A 21,506-nucleotide genomic window follows, 5' to 3' on the forward strand; every position below is an offset into this window, starting at 1 on the left:
GAGAGGAGGCCTGTCCGTGCTCGTCATCGCGTCGGCCTTCGGGTTCGCATTGACGCTCCTGTCGACGGCGGCTGCTTCGGTCTATCAGTGGTCGGTTCCGGCGCCGGGCCCGATCTCTTCGGAGACCAAGGCCGCTCCTGAGGCCTTTCTGTGGATCCCGCCGCATTGCCGTGCGGTCAGGGCCGTCGTCCTGGGCCAGCACAACCTTCTCGAAGAGCCGCTCTTCGAGTCGAAGACGTTTCGAAGGGCGCTCTCCAGCGCCTGTATCGGGGTGGTCTGGGTGACCCCGATGTTCGACCCCGTATTCGATTTCCCGAACGGCGCGGGAGACAGGGTCGACGCCATGATGAAGGCCCTGGCCAAGGAGTCGGGCTATGACGAGCTGTCGACCGCGCCCATCGTGCCGATCGGCCACTCGGCCGCCGCCAGCTTTCCCTGGAACTTCGCGGCCTGGGCTCCCGAGCGCACCTTGGCCCTGGTCTCGCTCAAGGGGGACGCGCCCCTGACCGCGCTGACCGGCAGTGGAAAGCCGAATCCGGCGTGGGGCGCTCGAACTCTCGAAGGCGTCCCGTCCTTGATGGTCATGGGCGAGTACGAGTGGCTCGAGCCGCGGCTGGAGCCGGCGCTTAGCTATCAGGCGGCCCATCCCGAAGCGCTGATCTCCCTCTACGCCGACGCGGGGCATGGGCACTTCGACCTCTCCGACGAACTCGCGCGATATATCGGTCTCTTCATCAAGAAGGCGGCGGACGCCCGGCTGCCGAGCGGCTCGCCGCCACGACGCGGGCCAATCGTACTCAAGGCTGTCGACCCCAGCCTTGGCTGGCGCGCCGACCGCTGGCGTCCAACGGGACGGCGGCTTGCCCCACCGGCCCCGACCGCCAGCTACCGGGGGCCTCGCCCGGAGTCGTTCTGGTACTTCGACCGCCAGATGGCGAAGAGCGTGGAACAGCTCTATGCGCGGGCGGCGGGCAAGCAGCCACAGCTGCTGGGCTTCGTGCAGGACGGGGGCGTGGTCCCGCAAAGGCCGGGCCACGCCCAGGTCGAGCTTGCGTTCAGGCCGCTCGCCGATGGCGTCACGTTCAAACTCCAGGCGACCTATCTGGACCACGTGCCGGACGGGAACCCGCGTCCCGGGCAATGGACCGGCTTGCCCGCCAGTGCGCCGATCGGGCACGGCGATGGCCCGATCACTATCGCGAGGCAGACGGGGCCCGTCGTCCAGACCGGGCCCGATACCTGGACCCTGGCGTTCAACCGGGTTGGCTTCGCCAATTCTCGCCGCTCTGGAGATGTCTGGTTCGTGGCGACCCAAGCCGGTGACGATCGCTACAAGAGCGCCGTGCAGCAGGCCTATCTGCGCGTCCCGCTCGTCAACACCACCGGGAAGGACCAGGCGATCACCTTCTCCCTGCCGCCGAGCCTGGTTGTCAAAAAGTCAGGCGGCTCGCTGCCGTTGAAGGGCGTTTCCGACAGTGGCTTGCCGGTGCGCTATTACGTCAGGCAAGGGCCGGCCGAGGTCGATGGCGACAGGCTGCGGTTTACGCCGATACCCCGCTCGGCCAGACGTCCGATCAAGGTGACGGTCGTGGCGTGGCAGTACGGTGTGACCGGAAGGATCAAGAGCGCGGCGCCGGTCGAGCGCTCGTTATACGTAAGCGATTGAGGCTTCGCCCCAATCCGTCCGTCGTCGGCCTCTTCAGTTTCCCCTCAGTGATGCGTCGCCGCCGCCTTCTTCCTCGGCGCGCGGGCCAGCATGCCCTTGGCGATCTCTTCCTCGCCGATCAGGGCGTGGGTGGCGCCCATCTGCTTGAGCAGCAGGACGTCGGCGTCGGTATAGGCGCGGGCGATGATCTCGGCGCCCGGATTGGCGGCGCGGGCCTGCTCGATGATCCGGGCGGCCTCGAACGGGCTGGGGACGGCGACAAATAGATGGGTGGCCTTGTCGAGGCCGGCCTTCAGCAGCACCTCGGGCTTGACCGCGTTGCCGCCGATCGTCTCGAAGCCGGCGGCCTTCAGTTCGGCGGCGCGCTCGGGGTCGTCCTCGATGACCACCAGCGGCGTGCGGCCCTTCAGCCCCTCGGCGACCAGCTTGCCGACCCGGCCGTAGCCGACCAGCAGGGCGTGAGGCTTGGCGGCGGCCAGGATGGGCGCTTCGCCGGCGGCCGCGCGCTCCTTGGCGATCATCTTCGGCAGGATCTTGTCCAGCACGACGAACAGCAGCGGATTGACCAGGATCGACAGGATGGCGCCGGCCAGGATCAGGTCGCGCCCCTCGGGCGGCAGCAGCTTCAGCGAGACGCCCAGGCCGGCCAGGATGAACGAGAACTCGCCGATCTGGGCCAGGCTGGCCGAGATGGTCAGGGCCGTGCTCATCGGGCGACGGAAGGCCAGGACGATGATCAGGGCGGCGATCGACTTGCCGACCACGATGATGGCCAGGGTGGCCAGCACCGCGACCGGCTCGCGCAGCAGCACCATCGGGTCGAACAGCATGCCGATCGAGACGAAGAACAGCACCGCGAAGGCGTCGCGCAGGGGCAGGGTCTCGTTGGCGGCCTGCTGGGACAGCTCGCTTTCGGCCATGATCATGCCGGCGAAGAAGGCGCCCAGGGCGAACGACACGCCGAACAGGGCGGCCGAGCCGAAGGCCACGCCCAGCGCTATGGCCAGCACGCCCAGGCGGAACAGCTCCCGCGAGCCGGTATGGGCGACGCGGTGCAGGATCCAGGGGATCACCCGCCGGCCGACGATCAGCATGAAGGCGACGAAGGCCACGACCTTGCCGATGGTGATGGCGAAGGCCATCAGGACCCCGCCGCCCACCGCGTGCGCCGGCGCCTCGCCGCCCAGCATGACCGAGAAGGCCGGCAGCAGGACCAGGGCCAGCACCATGGCCAGGTCCTCGACGATCAGCCAGCCGACCGCGATCTTGCCGCGCTTGGTCTCGATCAGCCGCCGCTCCTGCAGGGCGCGCAGCAGCACCACGGTCGAGGCGACCGACAGGGCCAGGCCGAAGACCAGGCCCGCCCCGGCGCTCCAGCCCAGGACGATCGCCAGACCCAGGCCCATCGCCGTCGCCGCCGCGATCTGCACGACCGCGCCAGGGATGGCGATCTTGCGCACCGCCATCAGGTCCTTCAGCGAGAAGTGCAGGCCGACGCCGAACATCAGGAGGATCACGCCGATCTCGGCCAGTTGCGGGGCCAGCTCCTGGTCGGCGACGTAGCCGGGGGTGAACGGCCCGACCAGCACCCCGGCCAGCAGGTAGCCGACCAGCACCGGCAGCTTCAGCCGGTTGGCGATGGCGCCGAAGACGAAGGCCAGGCCCAGGCCCGCGACGATGGTGGCGATCAGCGAGGTATGGTGCAAAGGCTCTCCTTGACGATCAGCTTTTTCGGGCGTACTCAACCAATATGGGTGACTAGGCCCGGATGCACTAGATGCCACACGCAAAAATTCTCCTGCCGGCGCAATGTCGGGCCGCTCGCGGACTGATCAATTGGTCCCAGGGCGAGCTCGCCGATCGGGCGGGTGTGTCGCGCAGCACGGTCAAGGACTTCGAGACCGAGCGACATGCCTTGCATCATAGCACCGAACGTCTCCTGATCGACGCGATCGAGGCTGGCGGGGTGTCGCTGATCATCGCCGACGAGGCGGGGGCAGGCGTGCGGTTCAAGCGGCCGGGCTAAGGGCGGCAAGCGCATCAGGCGAAGTGTGGGCGGTTCGCCGCCCGGATGCGCGCTGAAGCAAAGGAAGCAAAGTAAGGAGGGCGCGTGGCGCACGAGGTTTCACCAGAGAGCTACAAGGACCTGGTCCTGTTTCTGGCGACCGCCGGCATCGTCGCGCCGCTGTTCAAGCGCCTGAAGATCAATCCGATCCTGGGCTACCTGCTGGCCGGGGTGATCCTGGGTCCGTTCGGCCTGGGCCGGTTCATCCACGCCGCGCCCTGGCTCGACTACGTCACCGTCGACAATCCCGACGAAATCGCCCAGCTGGCCGAGTTCGGGGTGGTCTTCCTGCTGTTCATGATCGGGCTCGAGCTCTCTTGGGAGCGTCTGCGCCTGATGCGCAGGCTGGTGTTCGGCCTGGGCGCGGTGCAGGTGATCGCCTGCTCGCTGGCCCTGGGCGGCGGCGCCATGCTGCTGGGCCAGGATCCCGTGGCGGCCCTGACTATCGGCGCGGCCCTGACCCTGTCCTCGACCGCCATCGCCGTGCCCGTGCTGGCCGAGCGGCGGCGGCTGCACTCGGAAGCGGGGCGCGCGACCTTCTCGGTGCTGCTGTTCCAGGACCTGGCCGTCGCCCCGATCCTGATCACCCTGGCGATCCTGGGGCGCGGCAACGGCACGTTCCAGATGAAGGACCTGCTGGCCCTGGCCCCCGCCGCCCTGGGCCTGGGCGGCATCGTCCTGGTCGGTCGCTTGGCCCTGCGGCCGATGCTGAAGTCCGTCGCCAAGGCCAAGAGCGAAGAGATGTTCATGGCCGCCTGCCTGCTGGTGATCATCGGCGCGGGCATGGTCAGCCAGATGTCGGGCCTGTCGATGGCCCTGGGCGCCTTCGTGGCCGGCATCCTGCTGGCCGAGACCGAGTACCGCCACGAGGTCGAGGTCAAGATCGAGCCGTTCAAGGGTCTGCTGCTCAGCCTGTTCTTCGTGTCGCTGGGTATCCGGCTGGACCTCTCCCTGCTGGTCGCCCAGCCTGGGGTGATCCTGGCCACGGCCCTGGGTCTGCTGGTCGTCAAGGCGGCGGTGGTGTTCGGCATCGGCGTGGTCATGGGCCTGGGCCGCAAGGCCGCGACCGAGGCGGCCCTGATCCTGGCGGCCGGCGGCGAGTTCGCCTTCGTGCTGCTCGACAACGCCATGAGCGCCGAGGTCGTGACCCCGGCCATCGGCCAGGCGGTGCTGGTCTCGGCGACCCTGACCATGTTCCTGATCCCGGGCCTTGCGGCCCTGGGCGGCCATCTGGGCCGCAAGTCCAACGCGCCCCTGACCTCCGAGGCGCCGGTTGGCGGTCCCGACCGCGTCGGTCCCGAGCCGGCCGGCCAGGTGCTGGTGGTCGGCTTCGGCCGGGTCGGCAAGCTGGTCGGCGACATGCTGGGCCGCCACGACCTGCCCTGGATAGCCGTCGAGCGCGACGCCCGCCTGGTGGAGCAAGGGCGGCGGAACGGCGACCGGATCTACTACGGCGACGCCTCGCGGCTGGAGCTGCTGGAGCGCTGCGGCCTGGCCACGGCCCGGGCGGTGGTCATCACCATGGACGCGCCCGAGGCCGCTGAAGCCGTGGTCGCCTCGGCGCGCGGCGCGCGACCGGACGTGCCGATCGTGGTCCGCGCCCGCGACGCCCGCCACGCCGCCAGACTCTACGAACTGGGCGCCACCGACGCGGTCCCCGAGACCATCGAGGCCAGCCTGCAGCTGTCCGAAGCCGTTCTGGTCGACATCGGCGTCCCCATGGGCCTGGTCATCGCCTCGATCCACGAGCGCCGCGACGAGTACCGCAAGGTGCTGAACCGCCCAGACGCACTGGGCGGCCGGCGGCGCAGGCTGCGGGACGCGAGTCTGCGGTAGTCTGTAAGGGCCGCCGCTCTATGCGCAATTTCCCCCAAGCGATCGCGGCGGCCGGGGCCTAAGGCAGGGCCAACGAGGACCTCGGCCGAAGCGACCACGCCATGACGCCCAACTCGCACGCACGACCCGACCCGGCCACCCGGCGCCGACCCGCCGAGCCTTCTCGAAGCCGGATGGCGCGGCCATCGATCATCGGGGCGGCTTGCCTCGTGGTCGCCGCGACGCTGACCGGATGCGGCGCCGAGGACGGGCGAAGGCAGGATCGCTCACCGGCGCATTCCGTGGAGGCGGTCAACAAGATGCAGGCGGTCATTTCAAGCGACGGCACCAGGATCGTCTACGACAAGCAGGGGGCTGGCGCTCCCGTCATCCTGGTGAATGGCGCCTTGGCCGGGCGGGAGGCTGGAGCGGGGATCGCCAAGCTGCTGGCGGAGCGCTTTTCGGTCTACAGCTATGATCGGCGGGGACGGGGAAGTAGCGGCGACGCTCGACCTCGCGCCGTTGAACGCGAGATCGAAGATATCGCGGCGCTGATCGAGGCGGCCGGCGGAACCGCCCATCTGGTCGGCTTCTCTTCGGGCGCCGCGCTGGCTCTGGAAGCGGCGAGCGCTCTGGGCCCCAAGGTCGGCAAGCTGGCTATCTACGAAGCGCCATATGACGAGTCGGTCGGCGCCGAGGCCAAATGGAGAGCCTATAGGTCCGAGCAGGCCGACCTGCTCGCCGAGGGGCGTCGCGGCGAAGCGGTGCTGCACCACATGAGGTTCGTCGGGATACCCGACGCCGCGGTCGCCGAGATGAAAAGCTCGCCCGCCTGGGCCGGCATGGAAGCGATGGCGCCGACGCTGGCCTATGACGTGGCCGCGCTTGGCGACGATCGTTCGGTTCCCGTCGAGCGGGCCGCCAAGATTCGCGCGAGCACCCTGGTGATGGACGGCGGCGCGAGCGCCGAGACCATGCCTTTCATGCGCGTCTCGGCCGACAGGATCGCCAAGATCATCCCGAACGCACGACGCAGCACCCTCGAAGGTCAGGGCCACAACGCCCGTCCGGAGGCCATCGCGCCGGTTCTCATCGAATTCTTGTCGGAACACTGAAGAGGGCGCCCCCTAAACCGCCTCCGCCCTGAACCGCCGGCGGGGGTGGCCCGCCACCTTCACGATCCGCAGGAAGTGCGGGCAGCCCATCAGGGTGGGCTGGCGGCAGTCGGCCGCGTGGCGCAGGCCGTCGCGCATGCGGGTCAGGGTCTCGATCTTGCGGTCGAGCTCGGCGGCCTTGGCGCGCAGGCGGTCCCGGTCGATGTCGGGCCCATGCTTGTTGGAGCCGCTCAGCATCCCGGCGATCTCGTCCAGTGAGAAGCCCGAGGCGCGGCCCAGGGCGATCAGGGCCAGGCGCTCGGCGGTGTCCGGCGCGAACAGGCGCTTGAGGCCCCGTCGCCCGGTCGAGGCGATCAAGCCCTTCTCCTCGTAGAACCGCAGGGTCGAGGCGCGGGCGCCTGACCGTTTGGCCAGTTCGGAAATATCGATGTCGAACACGGCTTGACCTCAAGTGCGCTTAAACTTGCAGGATGCGCGGCGAGGGTGATCCTCGCAATGACGGAGATGACGATGAACACGACCGCCGATCGCGACATGGCCGCCTACTGGGACCGCGCCAGCCGGGTCTGGGTCGAGCAGCAGGCGCTGCTGGACCGGATCATGGCTCCGATCGCCGAGGCGGTGGTCGACGCCGCCGGTCCGGTGAACGGCGAGCGCGTGCTGGACGTCGGCTGCGGCTCGGGCGCGACGACCTTCGCGGCGGCCTGGCGAGTGGGACCCACGGGCAGGGCGGTCGGGGTCGACATCTCCGGCGCGCTGGTCGAGCTGGCCCGGCGGCGCGCGGGCGAGGAGGGGATCGAGAGCGCGGAGTTCCTGTTGGCCGACGCCCAGACCCATGTCTTCGCGACCCCGTTCGACGCCATCGTGTCGCGCTTCGGGGTGATGTTCTTCCCCGACCCGGTCGCGGCTTTCGCCAATCTGCGGCGGGCGGCCAAGCCGGGCGGGAAGCTGGCCTTCGCCGCCTGGCGCGGACCGGAGGAGAATCCGCTGTCGCTGGTCCCGTTGCGCGCCGCCGCGCCATTCCTGTCGACCGTGCCGACGTTCGAAAAGGATGCGCCCGGTCGCTTCGCCTTCGCCGATCCCGACCGCGTAAGCGGGATCCTGGAGGAGAGCGGCTGGTCCAAGATCGCGATCGCGCCGCTGGACCTCGCCAGTCCCCTCAGCTTCGAGGAGCTGATGACCATGAGCCTCAAGGTCGGGCCGCTGAACCCGATCCTGGCCCAGGAGGACGAGACCGTGCGCGGCCAAGTCCGCGAGGCGGTGGCCCAGGCGCTGGAGCCCTACGCCAAGAGCGGCATGGCCCAGATGACCTCGGCCTGCTGGTTGGTGACCGCGGAGGCCTGATCGACCGCGCCATCCAGGACGGCTTGAATTATCCACAGATCCAATATATAACCGACCAGTCAGTTATATATTGGATCACGACAATGCAGGCCGGTTCCCCCAAATGGCGGCGGCGCAGCGAGGCGCGGCCGGGCGAGATCGTCCAGGCGGCGCTCGAGGTGTTCGCGGAAAAGGGCTTCGCCGGAGCGAAGCTGGACGAGATCGCCGCCAAGGCGGGCGTCTCGAAGGGCGCGCTCTATCTCTATTTCGAGACCAAGGAGGACATCTTCCGCGCGGTGGTCCGCGAGGCGGTGGCCCCCAATCTCGACGTGGTCGAGGCCATGCTGGCCCAGGCGACCCTGCCTTTCCCGGACCTGCTGCGCCTGGCGGTCGGTCGCATCGTCAAGGTCATCGGGACCTCGCGCCTGGGGGCGGTGGCCAAGCTGGTCATCGGCGAGTCGCGCAACTTTCCGGAGCTGGCCCGCGTCTGGCACGACGAGGTGGTCAGTCGCGCGCTCGGGGCGATGAGCGGCGCGCTTGAAAGAGCCCAGGAGCGCGGCGACATCCGTCCGGGCGATCCGCGCCTCCAGGCCTTCAGCATCGTCGGGCCGGTCCTGATGGGCGTGATCTGGCAGGAGACCTTCGCCCCGGTCGGCGCGCCGACCATCGACCTCGAGGCCCTGGCCTTGCAGCACTGCGAGACGGTGCTGACCGGCCTGGCGTCACGGGTGGTGATCCTGCCATGAACTCGCGCGTCCGCATCGTCGTCGCGGCGGCCGCGATCGGCCTCGTCGGTTTCCTGGGCTGGCGCCTGCTGGGTCCCGACGCCCACCGGCCGCAGCGGTTGTCGGGCTATGTCGAGGGTGAGACCCTCTATGTCGGAGCCGCGAATGCGGGCCTGGTCAGCACCGTCGCCGTGCAGCGCGGCGATCGGGTCAGGCCGGGCCAGCCGCTGTTTGCTCTGGACGCCGGCCAGCTGACCGCCGCCCGCGATCAGGCCGTCGCCCAGGTGGCGATCGCCGAGGCTCAGTTGCGCGACGCCGAGAAAGGCCAGCGCCCGCAGGAGCTGGCCGTGTACGACGCCGAGCGCGCCGCCGCCGAGGCCCAGGTGCGCCAGGCCCAGGCCGACTTCAATCGCATCGCGCCGCTGGTGAAGAAGGGCATCTACGCTCCCGCTCGGCTGGACCAGATCAAGGCCGCCCTCGACACCGCCCGCGCCAACGCCGCCGCGGTCGCGCGCCGCAAGGACGTCGGGACCCTGGGCGCGCGGCCCGACGCGGTCAGCGCCGCCCGCTCCGCCGTCGCCTCCGCCCGCGAGACCCTGGCCGCCGCCCAGGATCGCCTCGACCAGATCAGCCCGCGCGCCCCGGCGGCGGCCCGGGTGCAGGACGTCTTCTTCCAGCCCGGCGAATGGACGGCGGCCAACCAGCCGGTCGTGGCCTTGCTGGCCGACGACCGGGTGCGGCTGCGCTTCTTCGTGCCGGAGGGCGAGGTTGCGCGGTATCGGACCGGCATGACCGTCCGCTTCTCGTGCGACGGCTGCGGGGCCGAGCGGTCCGCCCGGATCAACTATGTCAGCCCCCGGTCTGAGTTCACCCCGCCGGTGATCTACAGCCGCGACGCCCGTCAGCGCCTCGTGTTCCTGGTCGAGGCCAGGCCCGACCCCGGAAGGCCGCTGGCCCCTGGCCAACCGGTCGACATCGTCCCGCTGGAGGGCGAACGGTGAGCGAGCTGGCGGTCGACGTCCGAGGGCTGAACAAGAGCTTCGGTCCGCGCCACGTGGTGCAGGACGTCTCGATCCAGGTCGAGAAGGGCCGGATCACCGGCTTTCTCGGTCCCAACGGCTCGGGCAAGACCACCACACTGCGGATGCTGTGCGGCCTGCTGACTCCCGATAGCGGCGAGGGCGAGGTGCTGGGCCTGGACTTCCGCAAGGACGCCGAAGCGGTCAAGCGCCAGACCGGCTACATGACCCAGAAGTTTTCGCTCTACGAGGACCTGTCGATCGAGGAGAACCTCGACTTCGTGGCCCGCGTCCACGAGTTGGACCGCCGCCGCGAGCGGGTGAGGGAAAGCCTGGATCGCCTGGGCCTGACCGCCCGCAAGAAACAGCTGGCCGGCAGTCTGTCGGGCGGCTGGAAGCAGCGCCTCGCCCTGGCCGCCAGCATCATGCACGGACCTCGGCTGCTGCTGCTCGACGAGCCCACCGCCGGCGTCGATCCCAAGGCGCGGCGCGAGTTCTGGGACGAGATCCACGCCCTGTCGGCCGAGGGCCTGACCGTGATGGTCTCGACCCACTACATGGACGAGGCCGAGCGCTGCCATGACATCGCCTACATCGCCTATGGCAGGCTGATGGCGCGCGGCACGGCCGACGAGGTCATCGAGCGATCGGGCCTGGTGACCTTCCGGGCCGAAGGGCAGGGGGCGGATCGCCTCGCCCGGGAGCTCTCCGCCCGGCCCGGCGTGACCATGGCCGCTCCCTTCGGCGCGGCCCTGCATGTCAGCGGCGCGGACCGCGCGGCGCTTGAGGCGGCCATAGCCCCCTATCGCAAGCCGCCCCTGGAGTGGACCGAGGTCCAGCCCACGCTGGAGGACGTGTTCATCCGGCTGATGAGCCAGTCTTCGGACAATTTTCAATGAGCCCGCGAACCCGCCTGTCCGGCGCCCGCATCCTGGCGGTGCTGATCAAGGAGTTCATCCAGCTCACCCGAGACCGGCTGACCTACGCCATGATCCTGGTCATGCCGATCGTGCAGCTGATGCTCTTCGGCTACGCCATCAACAACGATCCGCGACACCTGCCGACGGCGGTCCTGGTGCAGGACCATAGCCCGATGGCGCGTTCGACCCTCTCGGCCCTAATGAACAGCGGCTATTTCGAGATCGTCCGCACCGTGTCTTCACCGGCCGAGCTCGACGAAGCGGTGGCGCGGGGCGAGGTGCAGTTCGCCCTGACCATTCCCGCCGATTTCACCCGCCGCGTGGTGCGCGGCGACTCGGCCCAGATCCTGGTCGAGGCCGACGCTTCCGACCCGGCCGCCACCGGCGGCGCGATCGCGGCGCTAGCCAATCTGCCGCGCACGGCCCTGACCCGCGATCTGGTCGGCGCCGTGGCCCGGCCCCAGGGCGGCGATCCGTTCGAGGTGGTGATCCACCGCCGCTACAATCCCGAGGCCATCACCGCCTACAATATCGTGCCGGGGCTGCTGGGCGTGATCCTGTCGATGACGCTGGTGATGATGACCTCGCTGGGGGTCACCCGCGAGTACGAGCGCGGCACCATGGAGAGCCTGCTGGCCACGCCCGCCCGGCCGATCGAGGTGATGATCGGCAAGCTGACGCCCTATGTGGCGGTGGGGGTGATCCAGACGGTCGTGATCCTGGTGCTGGCCAGAGCGCTGTTCGCCGTGCCGATGGCCGGAGGGTGGGGGGCGCTGTCGCTGGGCGTGCTTCTGTTCATCATCGGCTCGCTGGCCCTGGGCTTCCTGATTTCGACCGTGGCGAGGACCCAGCTGCAGGCGATGCAGATGTCGTTTTTCTACATCATGCCCTCGATCCTGCTGTCGGGTTTCATGTTCCCGTTCCGGGGCATGCCGGGCTGGGCGCAGTCGCTTGGCACCGTGATACCGGTGACACACTTCCTGAGAGTCGTTCGAGGCGCGCTCCTGAAAGGGCTCGGCGTTGTCGAGCTATGGCCAAGTCTCTCGGCGCTCGGACTGTTCGTCGTCGTGATCTCCGGCCTGGCCATGGCCCGCTACCGCACCACCCTGGACTAGACGTTGTTGGTCGAGGACCTGACGGAAACCGCCACACGATGCGGAAATTCGGTGGTGTTTGACGAATGCTTGGCCATTTCATGGCCGCAAGCCCTTGCGTGCAAACGGCTCACGTGCGAACCCAGCTAAGCTGACGCTAATCTTCCGTGGATGTCGGCGGGCACGCTCGGAAGTTGATTCTGAGGGGCGGTCTTGTTTAGCTTTCCTGAGCAATGGGCAGGGGGCGAAACCTGACGAGTGTGTCTTTGCTGACACTTTCCCGTGGCGTCTGCCTTGGTATAACGATGCTCGGTCGGTCTCCGGCCTGGGCAGGGCAATAGAGGGCTCTTCAACGATGAAACTCAACCTCCTGGCGGGAGCTGCTCTGGCCGCGGTGTTCGCCGCGTCGGGCGTTTCGGCCCAAGAGACCGGCTGGTACGGCGCGGTCGACCTCGGCTATCACTGGCCGCAGAGCATCAAGACCGAGTCGGACACCAACGCTCCGGACGGCGCGCACTATCACTGGGCCTGGAAGTCGCAGAACGACTGGACCGGCTTTGTGCGCCTCGGTTACCAATTCAACCCGCACTGGCGTGCTGAAGTCGAAGGCGGCTACCGCCCCGGCGACCTGGACAGCGTCCACGGCAGCGCCGTGCGCCAACAGCCGGTCGCTCTCTGCACCCCGGGCGTCACGCGTACCTCGGCGGCCCAGACCTGCGGTCGTCCCGACGGTTCGATCGACTCGTGGAGCCTGATGGCAAACGTCATCTATGACTTCGCTCCGGACGCATGGCTGAACCCCTACGCCGGTCTCGGCATCGGTCTGAACCGCATCGACGTTAAGACGCTGGGTCAATTCAGCGGCGTCGGCACGGTCACCGCGACCAACGTGGCTGTCCAGAACCTGACCGCCGACGACAACGATCTGGCGGTGGCCTGGCAGGCCATCCTCGGCGCGTCGATCAAGGCGACCGACAAGCTGAAGATCGACTTCACCTACCGCTATCTGACCGGCGCCGACCACACGTGGCAGACGACCGGTTCGGGCCTGCTGCAGGCCGGCAACTTCGAAGGCCAGTATCGCGACCAGTCGCTGACCGTGGGTCTGCGCTACTCGTTCGCGTCGCCGCCTCCGCCGCCGCCGCCCCCGCCGCCGCCTCCCCCGCCGCCTCCGCCTCCGCCGCCTCCCCCGCCGCCGCCGCCGCCTCCGCCTCCGCCGCCGCAGTATGAGGCCCGCGAGTTCATCGTTTACTTCCCGTTCGACCAATCGGTCCTGACGCCGGAAGCCCAAACGGTGGTTTCGGAAGCCGCGAAGTACGCCAACGACGGTCACTCGACCAAGATCGTTGTCGTCGGCCACGCCGATACCTCGGGTTCGCCGAACTACAACGTGAAGCTCTCGGAACGTCGCGCTCGCGCCGTCGCCGACGCTCTGGTCTCGCAAGGCGTTCCGCAGAACGTCCTGGGCGTCGACTGGAAGGGTGAAAGCGCTCCGGCCGTCGCCACTGGCGATGGTGTCAAGGAACCGCTGAACCGCCGTTCGACGATCTCGATCAACTTCTAAGATCGAATCGACTGCACGATTGGGAGGGCCCGGCGGAAACGCCGGGCCCTTTCTCTTTGTCCGGACCGCTTTCGTCCGGCTGGGCGCCCTCCACGCGAGGGCCTGATCGGCGAAACCCCCGGTTTCCGGGCCTTCCGCCGAGGTGCGCGCCGGACCCGCTCCGGCGGTCCCATCCACCGCCGCCTACTATCCCTTGTGGTCATCCTGTGAGCGAACAACGTTGTCCGGGGGCGGATGTCCCGGGACGTCTTGCGGCGGTCTGTCGCGGGTGAAAAAAGTTCGTGGAGGCAACCCCTTGATCCTGCCTCACAAGTTCTGGGCGTTCACAGGTTGTTAACGAAAAACTCAGGCCCACACCGTTGACGAGTCATTCACCACTGTGGCCCCATATGTGGGTTGAGGGGGCTCCTCAGCCACAAGATATAGCGGCTGGTTGGGACTTTCCCTTCACCGGAACACGCTGATTGAGCAATGGATTTGGTCATGAACGGCAGTGAAGCGGCGAAGACGAACATCCGGAACGAGGCCCGCCTGGCCGCGATCAAGCCCGCCAAGCGCCCGCAGCTGGCGCTGGTGCAGAAGGTCCAGGTCGATCGCTCGCGCGACGCCCTGCTGACCGACTTCGGCAAGACCACCCTGGAAGACCGCTACCTGCTGCCCGGCGAGTCCTATCAGGACATGTTCGCCCGCGTGTCGACGGCCTTCGCCGACGACGCCGAGCACGCCCAGCGGGTCTACGACTATATGAGCCGCCTGTGGTTCATGCCGGCCACACCTGTGCTGTCGAACGGCGGCGCCGACCGCGGCTTGCCGATCAGCTGCTTCCTCAACGCCGTCAACGACAGCCTCGACGGCATCCTGGGCGTCTGGAACGAGAACGTCTGGCTGGCGGCCAACGGCGGCGGCATCGGCACCTACTGGGGCGGCGTCCGCTCCATCGGCGAGAAGGTGAAGGGCCAGGGCCAGACCTCGGGCATCATCCCCTTCATCCGCGTGATGGATTCGCTGACCCTGGCCATCAGCCAAGGCTCTCTGCGTCGCGGCTCGGCCGCCGTCTATCTCGACATCCACCACCCCGAGATCGAGGAGTTCCTCGAGATCCGCAAGCCGTCGGGCGACTTCAACCGCAAGTCCCTGAACCTGCACCACGGCCTCTCCATCACCGACGAGTTCATGTTCGCCGTGCGCGACGGGACCAAGTTCGGCCTGCGCTCGCCCAAGACCAACGAAGTGCTGCGCGAGGTCGACGCCCGCGCCCTGTGGCAGAAGGTTCTGGAGCTGCGCCTGCAGACCGGCGAGCCCTATCTGATCTTCTCCGACACGGTGAACCGGGCCATGCCCTCGTTCCAGCGTGAGCTGGGCCTGAAGGTCCGTCAGTCGAACCTGTGCAGCGAGATCATGCTGCACACCGGCACCGACCACCTCGGCCAGGAGCGCACCGCCGTCTGCTGCCTGTCGTCGGTCAACGCCGAGACCTATCTGGAATGGCGCGACCATCCGACGTTCATCGAGGACGTCATGCGTTTCCTCGACAACGTCCTGCAGGACTTCATCGACCGCGCCCCGGACGCGGCCTCGACCGCCGCCTACGCCGCCATGCGCGAGCGTTCGGTGGGGCTAGGCCTGATGGGCTTCCACAGCTTCCTGCAAAGCCAGAACGTTCCGTTCGAGAGCGCCCTGGCCAAGAGCTGGAACATGCGGATGTTCAAGCACCTGCGCCGCGAGGCCGACAAGGCCAGCCTGGCGCTGGGCGAGGAAAAGGGCCCGTGCCCGGACGCCGCCGATCGCGGCTCCACGGAGCGCTTCTCGCACAAGCTGGCCATCGCCCCGACCGCCTCGATCTCGATCATCTGTGGCGGCACCTCGGCCGGCATCGAGCCGATCCCGGCCAATATCTACACCCACAAGACCCTGTCGGGCTCGTTCGCGGTGAAGAACCCCTATCTGGAGAAGCTGCTTGAGGAGAAGGGCCACAACACCGACGCGGTGTGGGGTTCGATCCTGGAGCACGAGGGCTCGGTCCAGCACCTGGATTTCCTCAGCCAGGACGACAAGGACGTCTTCAAGACCGCCTTCGAACTGGACCAGCGCTGGGTGGTCGAGCTGGCCGCCGACCGCACGCCGGAAATCTGCCAGAGCCAGTCGGTGAACATCTTCCTGCCCGGCGACGTGGACAAGTGGGACCTCCACATGCTGCACTGGCAGGCCTGGGAGCGCGGCGTGAAGAGCCTCTACTACCTACGCTCCAAGTCGGTGCAGCGCGCGTCCTACGCCGGCGCGGGCGAGAAGGCCGAGATCACGGGCGGCTTCGACGCTCCGGCCAAGACCGACTACGACGAGTGCCTCGCCTGCCAGTAATTGACCTACCGGTAGGCCCGGCTGACCGAGTAATGCCGGGGATGTGATCCCTGAATCGACGGCGGCGCGAGCAATCGCGCCGCCGTCTTCACATTCCGGGAACCCTGAACGCGCAGAGTTGGTTCAAGGCCTGTGCTCTTTCGTCACGATAGACAGACGACGGCAGGCACGTAGGCTGGGAATCGGGTTGGGATTGGGGAGTCCGCGATGCGGGCGAACGAGAAGCGTACCGTCTTCTGCGTAGCGGCCATGATCGTGGCCGTCGCGGGCGCCCATACCACAACGGCCTGCGCGGCCCCGAAGGCCGGCAAGAGCGCCAAGCCAGCAGATAAGACGGCGCAGGCCCCAAACAAGGCGGCCGCCAGCGCCCCCGCCAAGATTTCATTCCAGGTGCGGCCCGAGGCCGCCACCCCGCTGGACCTGTCGGCCAGCCAGACCGGCTTCGCCGCCCGTGACGCGGCCTCGCCCGAAGCCCAGATCGAAGGCGGCTTCGCCCTATCGCCCGCCGCCGTGACCGGCGACGCCCGCATCCTCGACGCCGACCGCTATTACGATGGCGCGGGTCCCGTGACCTGGCGCTCCAACGCTTTCGCCTACCAAGGCGTGGCCGGTGGTCCGATCAATCAGGTGCGGGTCTCAGTCGCCGGCGTGGCCCGGAACGCCGGGATCGCGCCCCTGAGCCTGGTTCGTCCCGACAGCGAGGCCTACGAGGTTCAGGACGTCGACGTCACCGTCACGCGCGGCTGGCCCTCGGCCGTCGCCTTGGCGGGCCGCAAATACGCCCTCGACGTCACGCCGCACGCGGGCGTGGGCTTCGGCGGGGCCGGCGGGTCGGCGGAGGCCGGGGCGACCGTGCGCCTGGGCAAGAAGCGGAACGTGGGCGACCGGGTGAACGACGCCCTCAACGTGCGCGAGGGCGATGAGGCTTTCGGCGGCCGCGGTCGCTGGTACATCTATGCCGCCGCCAGCGGTCGGGCCGTGGGCCTGAACATGCTGCGTGGCCAGAATGGCGACTGGAGCCGCGCGGGCTTCACTCAGGACGCCACCAGCCGCCTGATCGGCGACAGCCAGGCCGGTGTCGCCTGGCGCAAGGGCCCGATGCAGGCCTCGTTCGGCTACATCCACCGCGAGATCCGCGCCAAGGAAGGCATCATGGGCCTCGCCACCCAGAAGGATGACGTGGTGGCCCTGTCCTTCAGCCTGAAGCCGCACTGGTAGGGCTCCGCGCCCCTAAAAGCTTGTGTTTCCGGCCGCTTTCATGCAGCTAGCGCCGATCTGTCCATAGGCCCCGCGAGATCATGAGCGAGAGCGAGCCCCCGCGCCGCAAGACCCTGAGCCTCAAGAGCGGCGTCGCCGCGCCTGGCGGCCCGCCGCCGCTCGAGCGCATGGTCAAGCCGGCGGGGCGTACGGTGTTCGTCACGCCCCAGGCCGCGCCGCCGCCGCCCCCGCCGCCTCCGGCCGTGGGCGACTGGAAGTGCAAGCCGTGCGGTACGCGCTTCGACCCGCCCGCCGACCTGCCCGACGAGGAGTCGGTCCGCTGTCCGTCGTGCAACGCCCGCCTGGGCCTGGCCTCCGACTTTCGTGGCGACCCGCCGAACGTCGAGAAGCTGCGCGCGCGCTGGCTGAAGAAGGCTTAGAGAGCCGGACCCTTCGCTCAGGCCGCGTTGGTCAGGCGGTGGCCATGGCGGGTTCTTCCCGTTCAGCGTCCTCGTGCGCGTCCAGCCCGCGATGAGCCGCGCCGTCGCCCCCGCTTAGGGCTCCAGCGGCGCCTCGAGGCCGAGCGCGTCAGGCTCCTCGCGGATCATCACGCCCGTTCCCGCCACGGGCGAGGCGGCCGGCGGCCTTTTGAACAGCCCCCGCCACAAGCTCTGTTCCTCGACGGCGTTGGTCCAGACCAAGCCGGCCATCGCGTTCTCGACGCCGGCGTCGTGGATCCGCCGCATCAGGTCGGTCTCGAACTTCAGCAAGTTCATGCCTTCGAAGCTGTTGGGGATCGAGGCCACCGAGAGCGGCAGGTTGTGACGCGAGCAGAAGCCGGCGGCCAGGCTCAGCGCCTGGCGATACGAGAACCGCAGCATGGTGTCGAAGCTGCGGCTCATGATCGAGGCCACGCCGGGCGGGGTCGACTGGCTGGAGGGGTCCAGCACGGTGTTGACGATCACGTGCACCCGGCCGCGCCGGAAGCGGGACCCGAGGTTGCGCCAGTGCAGCAGGGCGTCGGGCATCAGGAACAGCGGCGCGGCGACACCGCCGTCGACGTGCATTTCCTGATAGATCTGACCGTCGACCTCGACGTCGATCAGCTTGGGCGGAAAGATCCCCGGCACCGAGGATGAGGCGACCAGCAGGGTGCGGAACAGCTTTAGCGCTTCCTCGCCGCCGTGGGTGGCGATCTCGCCCATGTCCCAGACCACGGCGCGCTGGCTGTCGAGATTGGTGGTGGCGATCAGCAGGCGGCGGCCCTTGGCGTGCTCGACCGCGACCGCCTCGACCATCTCCTGATCGACGAAGGTCTCGACGATGGCCTCGAGGGAGTCGCCCTTGAAGATGCTGGGACCCAGGGCGGGGGCCAGGCGGCGCAGGCTGAGCAGCTCGGTCGCGTGACCGCCGACATAGGCGTCGGTCAGGCGCTCGTCCCAGGCCGAGCCCAGGAAGGCCAGGGGGGCGATCAGCGCGCCGGTGCTGACCCCGGTGACGATGGCGAAGTCGGGCCGCCGCCCGGCCTTGCTCAGGCCCGTCAGCACGCCCGCGCCATAGGCGCCGCCCGCCGCGCCGCCGGACAGGGCCAGGATGTTGAACTCGTCGCGCCCGATCAGCGAGCGCAGCGGCGCCAGGCGGTCGGCGGCCTGCCTGAGGGCGTCCTCGGCCTGGTCGACGGTCAGCCGCACGCCGGGAAAGCCCACCGCCTGCACCTGCCGGTCGGCGGGCGGGGTCGGCAGGCGCTTGCCGCGCAGCGGATCGTTGGATTTCCAGTCCTTGAAGAAGCCCTGGAGGCTGATCTTGCCAGCGGGATCCTTGTCCAAGTCCACCTCGAAACTAGTGGGAACTGGTCAGCACCACGCCCACCAGGACGGCCGCGTAGTGCAGACCGGCGCCGCCGATCACATGGCCGTGCCAGATGGCGCGGCGGAATTTCAGACGACGCATGAGATAGAAGATGGTTCCGGTCGAATAGACCAGGCCGCCGATGGCCAGCAGCAGCAGGGCCACCCAAGACAGGCCCTCGATCATCGGCTTGACCGCGACCAGGACCAGCCAGCCCAGGGCCAGGTACAGGCCGACCCAGAAGCGCTTATCCAGGCCGGGCAGGAACAGCTTGGCCGCGATGCCGATCCCCGCCACCGTCCAGACCGCCGTGGTCATGCCGATCGCCCACCAGCCGGTCAGGTTCTGGGTGGTGAAGGGCGTGTAAGAGGCGGCGATCATCACGAAGATGCCGGCGTGGTCGAAGCGGCGCAGCAGCGGCCGCCAACGAGCCTTGGCGAAGTTGTAGGCCGTCGACAGCGACAGCATCAGGATCAGGCCCACCGTGTAGACGCTGATCGCGGCCACTTGCTTGATGTCGCCCAGCCCGAAGGCCAGGCCCAGCAGGATCCCGCCGCCCAGAAGAGCGCAGGCCAGGCCGGCCAGGTGCACCACCAGGTCGGCGCACTTGGCGCCGGGGGTCGGATAGTGCGTCGGCGGCTTGTCGACGACGATCTGGGTCGTGGTGGTCTCAGTCATGGCCCGCCCGCTGGTATGGCGCCTAGGTTCGAACCTAGGTCCGTTCCATGACATATAAGCGTCGATCATCGTGGCCGCGAAAGGGCGATTGCGACACGCCGCGGCGAAAACGACTCTAGAAGACCAACCCGCGCGCGCCATCGAAGACCAGCTTGCCGCCCACGACGACCAGCAGCACGTAGATGACCTTGTAGAAGCCTTCTGCCGGCACGCGACGCACCAGCCAGACCCCGGCCCAGGTCGAGGCGATGGCCAATGGCAGAAAGACGCCGGCGGTCAGCAGCACCTTGGGGGTGAACTGGCCCAGGGCGACATAGGCCGGGACCTTCATCCAATTCACGACCGCGAAGAAGATGGCGCTGGTGCCGATGAACGTATCCCGCGCCAGGCGCCGGGGCAGGACATAGATCTGGAACGGCGGGCCCCCGGCGTGGGCGATCTGGCTGGTGAAGCCGGCCGCCGCCCCGCACAGGGCGCCGAGCCACGGACGACCCGGTCCGGCCTCTACCTGCTGGGCGGCCTTGACCGCCCGCTCGGCCCATAGGCGCTGCAGGGCGAAGGCGACCGAGATCACGCCGACCGCCAGCTCGACCGCCGCCTCCTTGACGAAGGCGGCCAGGGCCCAGCCCAGGAAGATGCCGACCGCCGCCGCGGGCAGCATCAGGATCAACAGGCCCTTGTCCCAGCTCTTCCGGAAGGCCCAGACGCTGACCACGTCCTGGACCAGCAGGATCGGCAGGACGACCGAGGCGGCCATGACCGGAGAGACGGCCAGGGCCATCATCGGCACCGCCACCACCCCGATCCCGGCGAACCCGCCCTTGGCCAGGCCCAGCAGGATCACGGCCGGGATGGCCACCGCGTAGAAGAACGGATCGGTCAGCATGGGGCGAGGCATAAGCGCCAAAGTCGCGCTTGGCGAGCGGATCGGTTGGTCTTTCGCCAAACCCCTCCTCGTCATCCCGGCCGCAGCGAAGCGGAGAGCCGGGACCCAGGGGCAACCGCATTGCGCTTGGCCCCTGGGTCCCGGGTCGGCTACGCCGCCCGGGATGACGAGTGTTCGGAGCCCTAAACCAACGGCGGGTTCACCTGCCGAAAGCCGCCTTCGCGCCAGTAGGGATAATAGGGATAGGCCGGGGTCACGGCGCTGGCGGCGTCCAGCCGAGCGACCTGCTCGGGCGTCAGGCTCCAACCGACCGCGCCCAGGTTCTGGCGCAGCTGTTCTTCGGTGCGAGCGCCGATGATGACGCTGGAGACCGTGGGGCGGCGTAGCAGCCAGTTGATGGCGACCTGGGGGATGGTCTTCTCGGTCTCGGCGGCGATGGCGTCGAGGGCGTCGACCACGCGATAGAGGCGCTCGTCGTCCACGGGCGGACCGAAGTCGGCGGTTTCGTGCAGGCGACTGGTCTGCGGCAAAGGCTGGCCACGGCGGATCTTGCCGGTCAGGCGGCCCCAGCCCAGCGGGCTCCAGACCATGGCCCCGACGCCCTGGTCGGCGGCCAGCGGCATCAGCTCCCACTCGTAGTCGCGCCCGACCAGCGAATAATAGGCCTGGTGAGCGACATAGCGCGGCCAGCCGTGGCGGTCGGCGGCGGCCAGCGACTTCATCAGTTCCCAGCCGGAGAAGTTGGAGGCGCCGACGTACAGGACCTTGCCGGCGCGGACGAGGTCGTCGAGGGCGGCCAGGGTCTCCTCGACCGGCGTCGTCCCGTCGAAGGCGTGCAGTTGCAGCAGGTCGATGCGGTCGGTCTTCAGACGGGTCAAGGCATCCTCGACGCCGCGTATCAGGCGGTGGCGCGAGCTGCCGGCGTCCTGCGGACCATCGCCCATCGGCAGGCCCAGCTTGGTCGAGATCAGCGCCTGGTCGCGGCGGCCTTCGAGGGCGGCGCCCAGAATCTCCTCCGACGCGCCGTTCGAATAGACGTCGGCGGTGTCGAACAGGGTCAGGCCGGCCTCGAGCGAGATGTCGATCATCCGGCGGGCGCCGGCGATGTCGGTGTCGCCCCAGGCGCTGAACAACGGGCCCTGGCCGCCGAACGTGCCGGCGCCAAAGCTCAAGGCGGGGACCTTCAGGCCGGAGCGGCCCAGCGTGCGGTATTCCATGGGAATTCTCCTTGGG

General features: G+C 68.6%; 19 protein-coding genes and 1 pseudogene. 14 read left to right on the plus strand and 6 right to left on the minus strand.

Annotated elements, in window-relative coordinates:
- Positions 1 to 16 precede the first annotated feature (16 nt).
- Positions 17 to 1,666 (plus strand): hypothetical protein, encoded by a 1,650-nt coding sequence (locus AC1RRV_RS00275; RefSeq protein WP_492857567.1) that lies wholly within the window; start codon positions 17 to 19, stop codon positions 1,664 to 1,666.
- 44 nt (positions 1,667 to 1,710) lie between these two features.
- Here the strand turns inward: AC1RRV_RS00275 and ybaL are convergent, their stop codons facing one another.
- Positions 1,711 to 3,372, minus strand: coding sequence for a YbaL family putative K(+) efflux transporter (gene ybaL, locus AC1RRV_RS00280; protein ID WP_492857568.1), 1,662 nt, complete (start codon positions 3,370 to 3,372; stop codon positions 1,711 to 1,713).
- A gap of 71 nt (positions 3,373 to 3,443) precedes the next feature.
- Between ybaL and AC1RRV_RS00285 the strand changes: the two genes are divergently transcribed.
- The 3 genes from AC1RRV_RS00285 to AC1RRV_RS00295 all read left to right on the plus strand — a co-directional run bounded on the left by AC1RRV_RS00285 (position 3,444) and on the right by AC1RRV_RS00295 (position 6,661).
- A complete protein-coding gene (locus AC1RRV_RS00285) occupies positions 3,444 to 3,692 on the plus strand; it encodes a helix-turn-helix domain-containing protein (RefSeq protein ID WP_492857569.1) in 249 nt (82 codons plus the stop codon).
- An 84-nt stretch (positions 3,693 to 3,776) separates the two neighbouring features.
- Entirely contained in the window at positions 3,777 to 5,567 is a 1,791-nt protein-coding gene (locus AC1RRV_RS00290; RefSeq protein WP_492857570.1) for a cation:proton antiporter domain-containing protein, read from the plus strand.
- Between the two features lie 209 nt (positions 5,568 to 5,776).
- Positions 5,777 to 6,661: an alpha/beta fold hydrolase gene (locus tag AC1RRV_RS00295; protein ID WP_492857571.1), complete on the plus strand. Its 885-nt coding sequence runs from the start codon at positions 5,777 to 5,779 to the stop codon at positions 6,659 to 6,661.
- A 12-nt stretch (positions 6,662 to 6,673) separates the two neighbouring features.
- Here AC1RRV_RS00295 and AC1RRV_RS00300 read toward each other — a convergent pair whose 3' ends face one another.
- Complete coding sequence (locus AC1RRV_RS00300; RefSeq protein ID WP_492857572.1) at positions 6,674 to 7,099, minus strand: helix-turn-helix domain-containing protein; 426 nt, start codon at positions 7,097 to 7,099, stop codon at positions 6,674 to 6,676.
- A gap of 45 nt (positions 7,100 to 7,144) precedes the next feature.
- Between AC1RRV_RS00300 and AC1RRV_RS00305 the strand changes: the two genes are divergently transcribed.
- From AC1RRV_RS00305 to AC1RRV_RS00345, 9 genes are all read left to right on the plus strand, one after another.
- Positions 7,145 to 8,005, plus strand: coding sequence for a class I SAM-dependent methyltransferase (locus tag AC1RRV_RS00305; protein WP_492857573.1), 861 nt, complete (start codon positions 7,145 to 7,147; stop codon positions 8,003 to 8,005).
- An 83-nt stretch (positions 8,006 to 8,088) separates the two neighbouring features.
- Positions 8,089 to 8,730 (plus strand): TetR/AcrR family transcriptional regulator, encoded by a 642-nt coding sequence (locus AC1RRV_RS00310; RefSeq protein ID WP_492857574.1) that lies wholly within the window; start codon positions 8,089 to 8,091, stop codon positions 8,728 to 8,730.
- Positions 8,727 to 9,710 carry an HlyD family secretion protein gene (locus AC1RRV_RS00315; RefSeq protein WP_492857575.1) on the plus strand — a complete coding sequence of 328 codons (984 nt, stop codon included), beginning with the start codon at positions 8,727 to 8,729 and terminating at the stop codon, positions 9,708 to 9,710. The genes AC1RRV_RS00310 and AC1RRV_RS00315 overlap by 4 nt, the downstream gene beginning before the upstream one ends.
- Positions 9,707 to 10,627, plus strand: coding sequence for an ABC transporter ATP-binding protein (locus AC1RRV_RS00320; protein WP_492857577.1), 921 nt, complete (start codon positions 9,707 to 9,709; stop codon positions 10,625 to 10,627). Before AC1RRV_RS00315 ends, AC1RRV_RS00320 begins: the two co-directional genes overlap by 4 nt.
- Positions 10,624 to 11,763 (plus strand): ABC transporter permease, encoded by a 1,140-nt coding sequence (locus tag AC1RRV_RS00325; protein WP_492857579.1) that lies wholly within the window; start codon positions 10,624 to 10,626, stop codon positions 11,761 to 11,763. The genes AC1RRV_RS00320 and AC1RRV_RS00325 overlap by 4 nt, the downstream gene beginning before the upstream one ends.
- A gap of 334 nt (positions 11,764 to 12,097) precedes the next feature.
- Positions 12,098 to 13,306, plus strand: a complete 1,209-nt coding sequence (locus tag AC1RRV_RS00330; RefSeq protein WP_492857580.1) for an OmpA family protein — start codon at positions 12,098 to 12,100, stop codon at positions 13,304 to 13,306.
- 477 nt (positions 13,307 to 13,783) lie between these two features.
- On the plus strand, positions 13,784 to 15,664 hold the full coding sequence (locus AC1RRV_RS00335) for a ribonucleoside-diphosphate reductase subunit alpha (protein WP_492858086.1): 1,881 nt from the start codon (positions 13,784 to 13,786) through the stop codon (positions 15,662 to 15,664).
- Between the two features lie 207 nt (positions 15,665 to 15,871).
- Positions 15,872 to 16,882 carry a lipid A-modifier LpxR family protein gene (locus tag AC1RRV_RS00340; RefSeq protein WP_492857581.1) on the plus strand — a complete coding sequence of 337 codons (1,011 nt, stop codon included), beginning with the start codon at positions 15,872 to 15,874 and terminating at the stop codon, positions 16,880 to 16,882.
- A gap of 80 nt (positions 16,883 to 16,962) precedes the next feature.
- Complete coding sequence (locus tag AC1RRV_RS00345) at positions 16,963 to 17,301, plus strand: hypothetical protein (protein ID WP_492857582.1); 339 nt, start codon at positions 16,963 to 16,965, stop codon at positions 17,299 to 17,301.
- Between the two features lie 114 nt (positions 17,302 to 17,415).
- Here the strand turns inward: AC1RRV_RS00345 and AC1RRV_RS00350 are convergent, their stop codons facing one another.
- The 3 genes from AC1RRV_RS00350 to AC1RRV_RS00360 all read right to left on the minus strand — a co-directional run bounded on the left by AC1RRV_RS00350 (position 17,416) and on the right by AC1RRV_RS00360 (position 20,273).
- Complete coding sequence (locus AC1RRV_RS00350) at positions 17,416 to 18,687, minus strand: patatin-like phospholipase family protein (protein WP_492857583.1); 1,272 nt, start codon at positions 18,685 to 18,687, stop codon at positions 17,416 to 17,418.
- Positions 18,688 to 18,700: 13 nt separating this feature from the next.
- Positions 18,701 to 19,387 (minus strand): PAQR family membrane homeostasis protein TrhA, encoded by a 687-nt coding sequence (gene trhA / locus AC1RRV_RS00355; protein WP_492857584.1) that lies wholly within the window; start codon positions 19,385 to 19,387, stop codon positions 18,701 to 18,703.
- A gap of 115 nt (positions 19,388 to 19,502) precedes the next feature.
- Positions 19,503 to 20,273, minus strand: coding sequence for a sulfite exporter TauE/SafE family protein (locus AC1RRV_RS00360; RefSeq protein WP_492858087.1), 771 nt, complete (start codon positions 20,271 to 20,273; stop codon positions 19,503 to 19,505).
- A gap of 72 nt (positions 20,274 to 20,345) precedes the next feature.
- On the opposite strand from AC1RRV_RS00360, the pseudogene AC1RRV_RS00365 reads away from it, so the two are divergent.
- A pseudogene (locus AC1RRV_RS00365) lies at positions 20,346 to 20,459 on the plus strand (hypothetical protein); the annotation flags it as partial.
- Here the strand turns inward: AC1RRV_RS00365 and AC1RRV_RS00370 are convergent.
- Positions 20,456 to 21,490 carry an aldo/keto reductase gene (locus AC1RRV_RS00370; protein ID WP_492857585.1) on the minus strand — a complete coding sequence of 345 codons (1,035 nt, stop codon included), beginning with the start codon at positions 21,488 to 21,490 and terminating at the stop codon, positions 20,456 to 20,458. The pseudogene AC1RRV_RS00365 and the gene AC1RRV_RS00370 sit on opposite strands and share 4 nt — an antisense overlap.
- Positions 21,491 to 21,506: the final 16 nt, after the last annotated feature.

Source organism: Caulobacter sp. GW821-FHT11E10, from assembly GCF_058808375.1.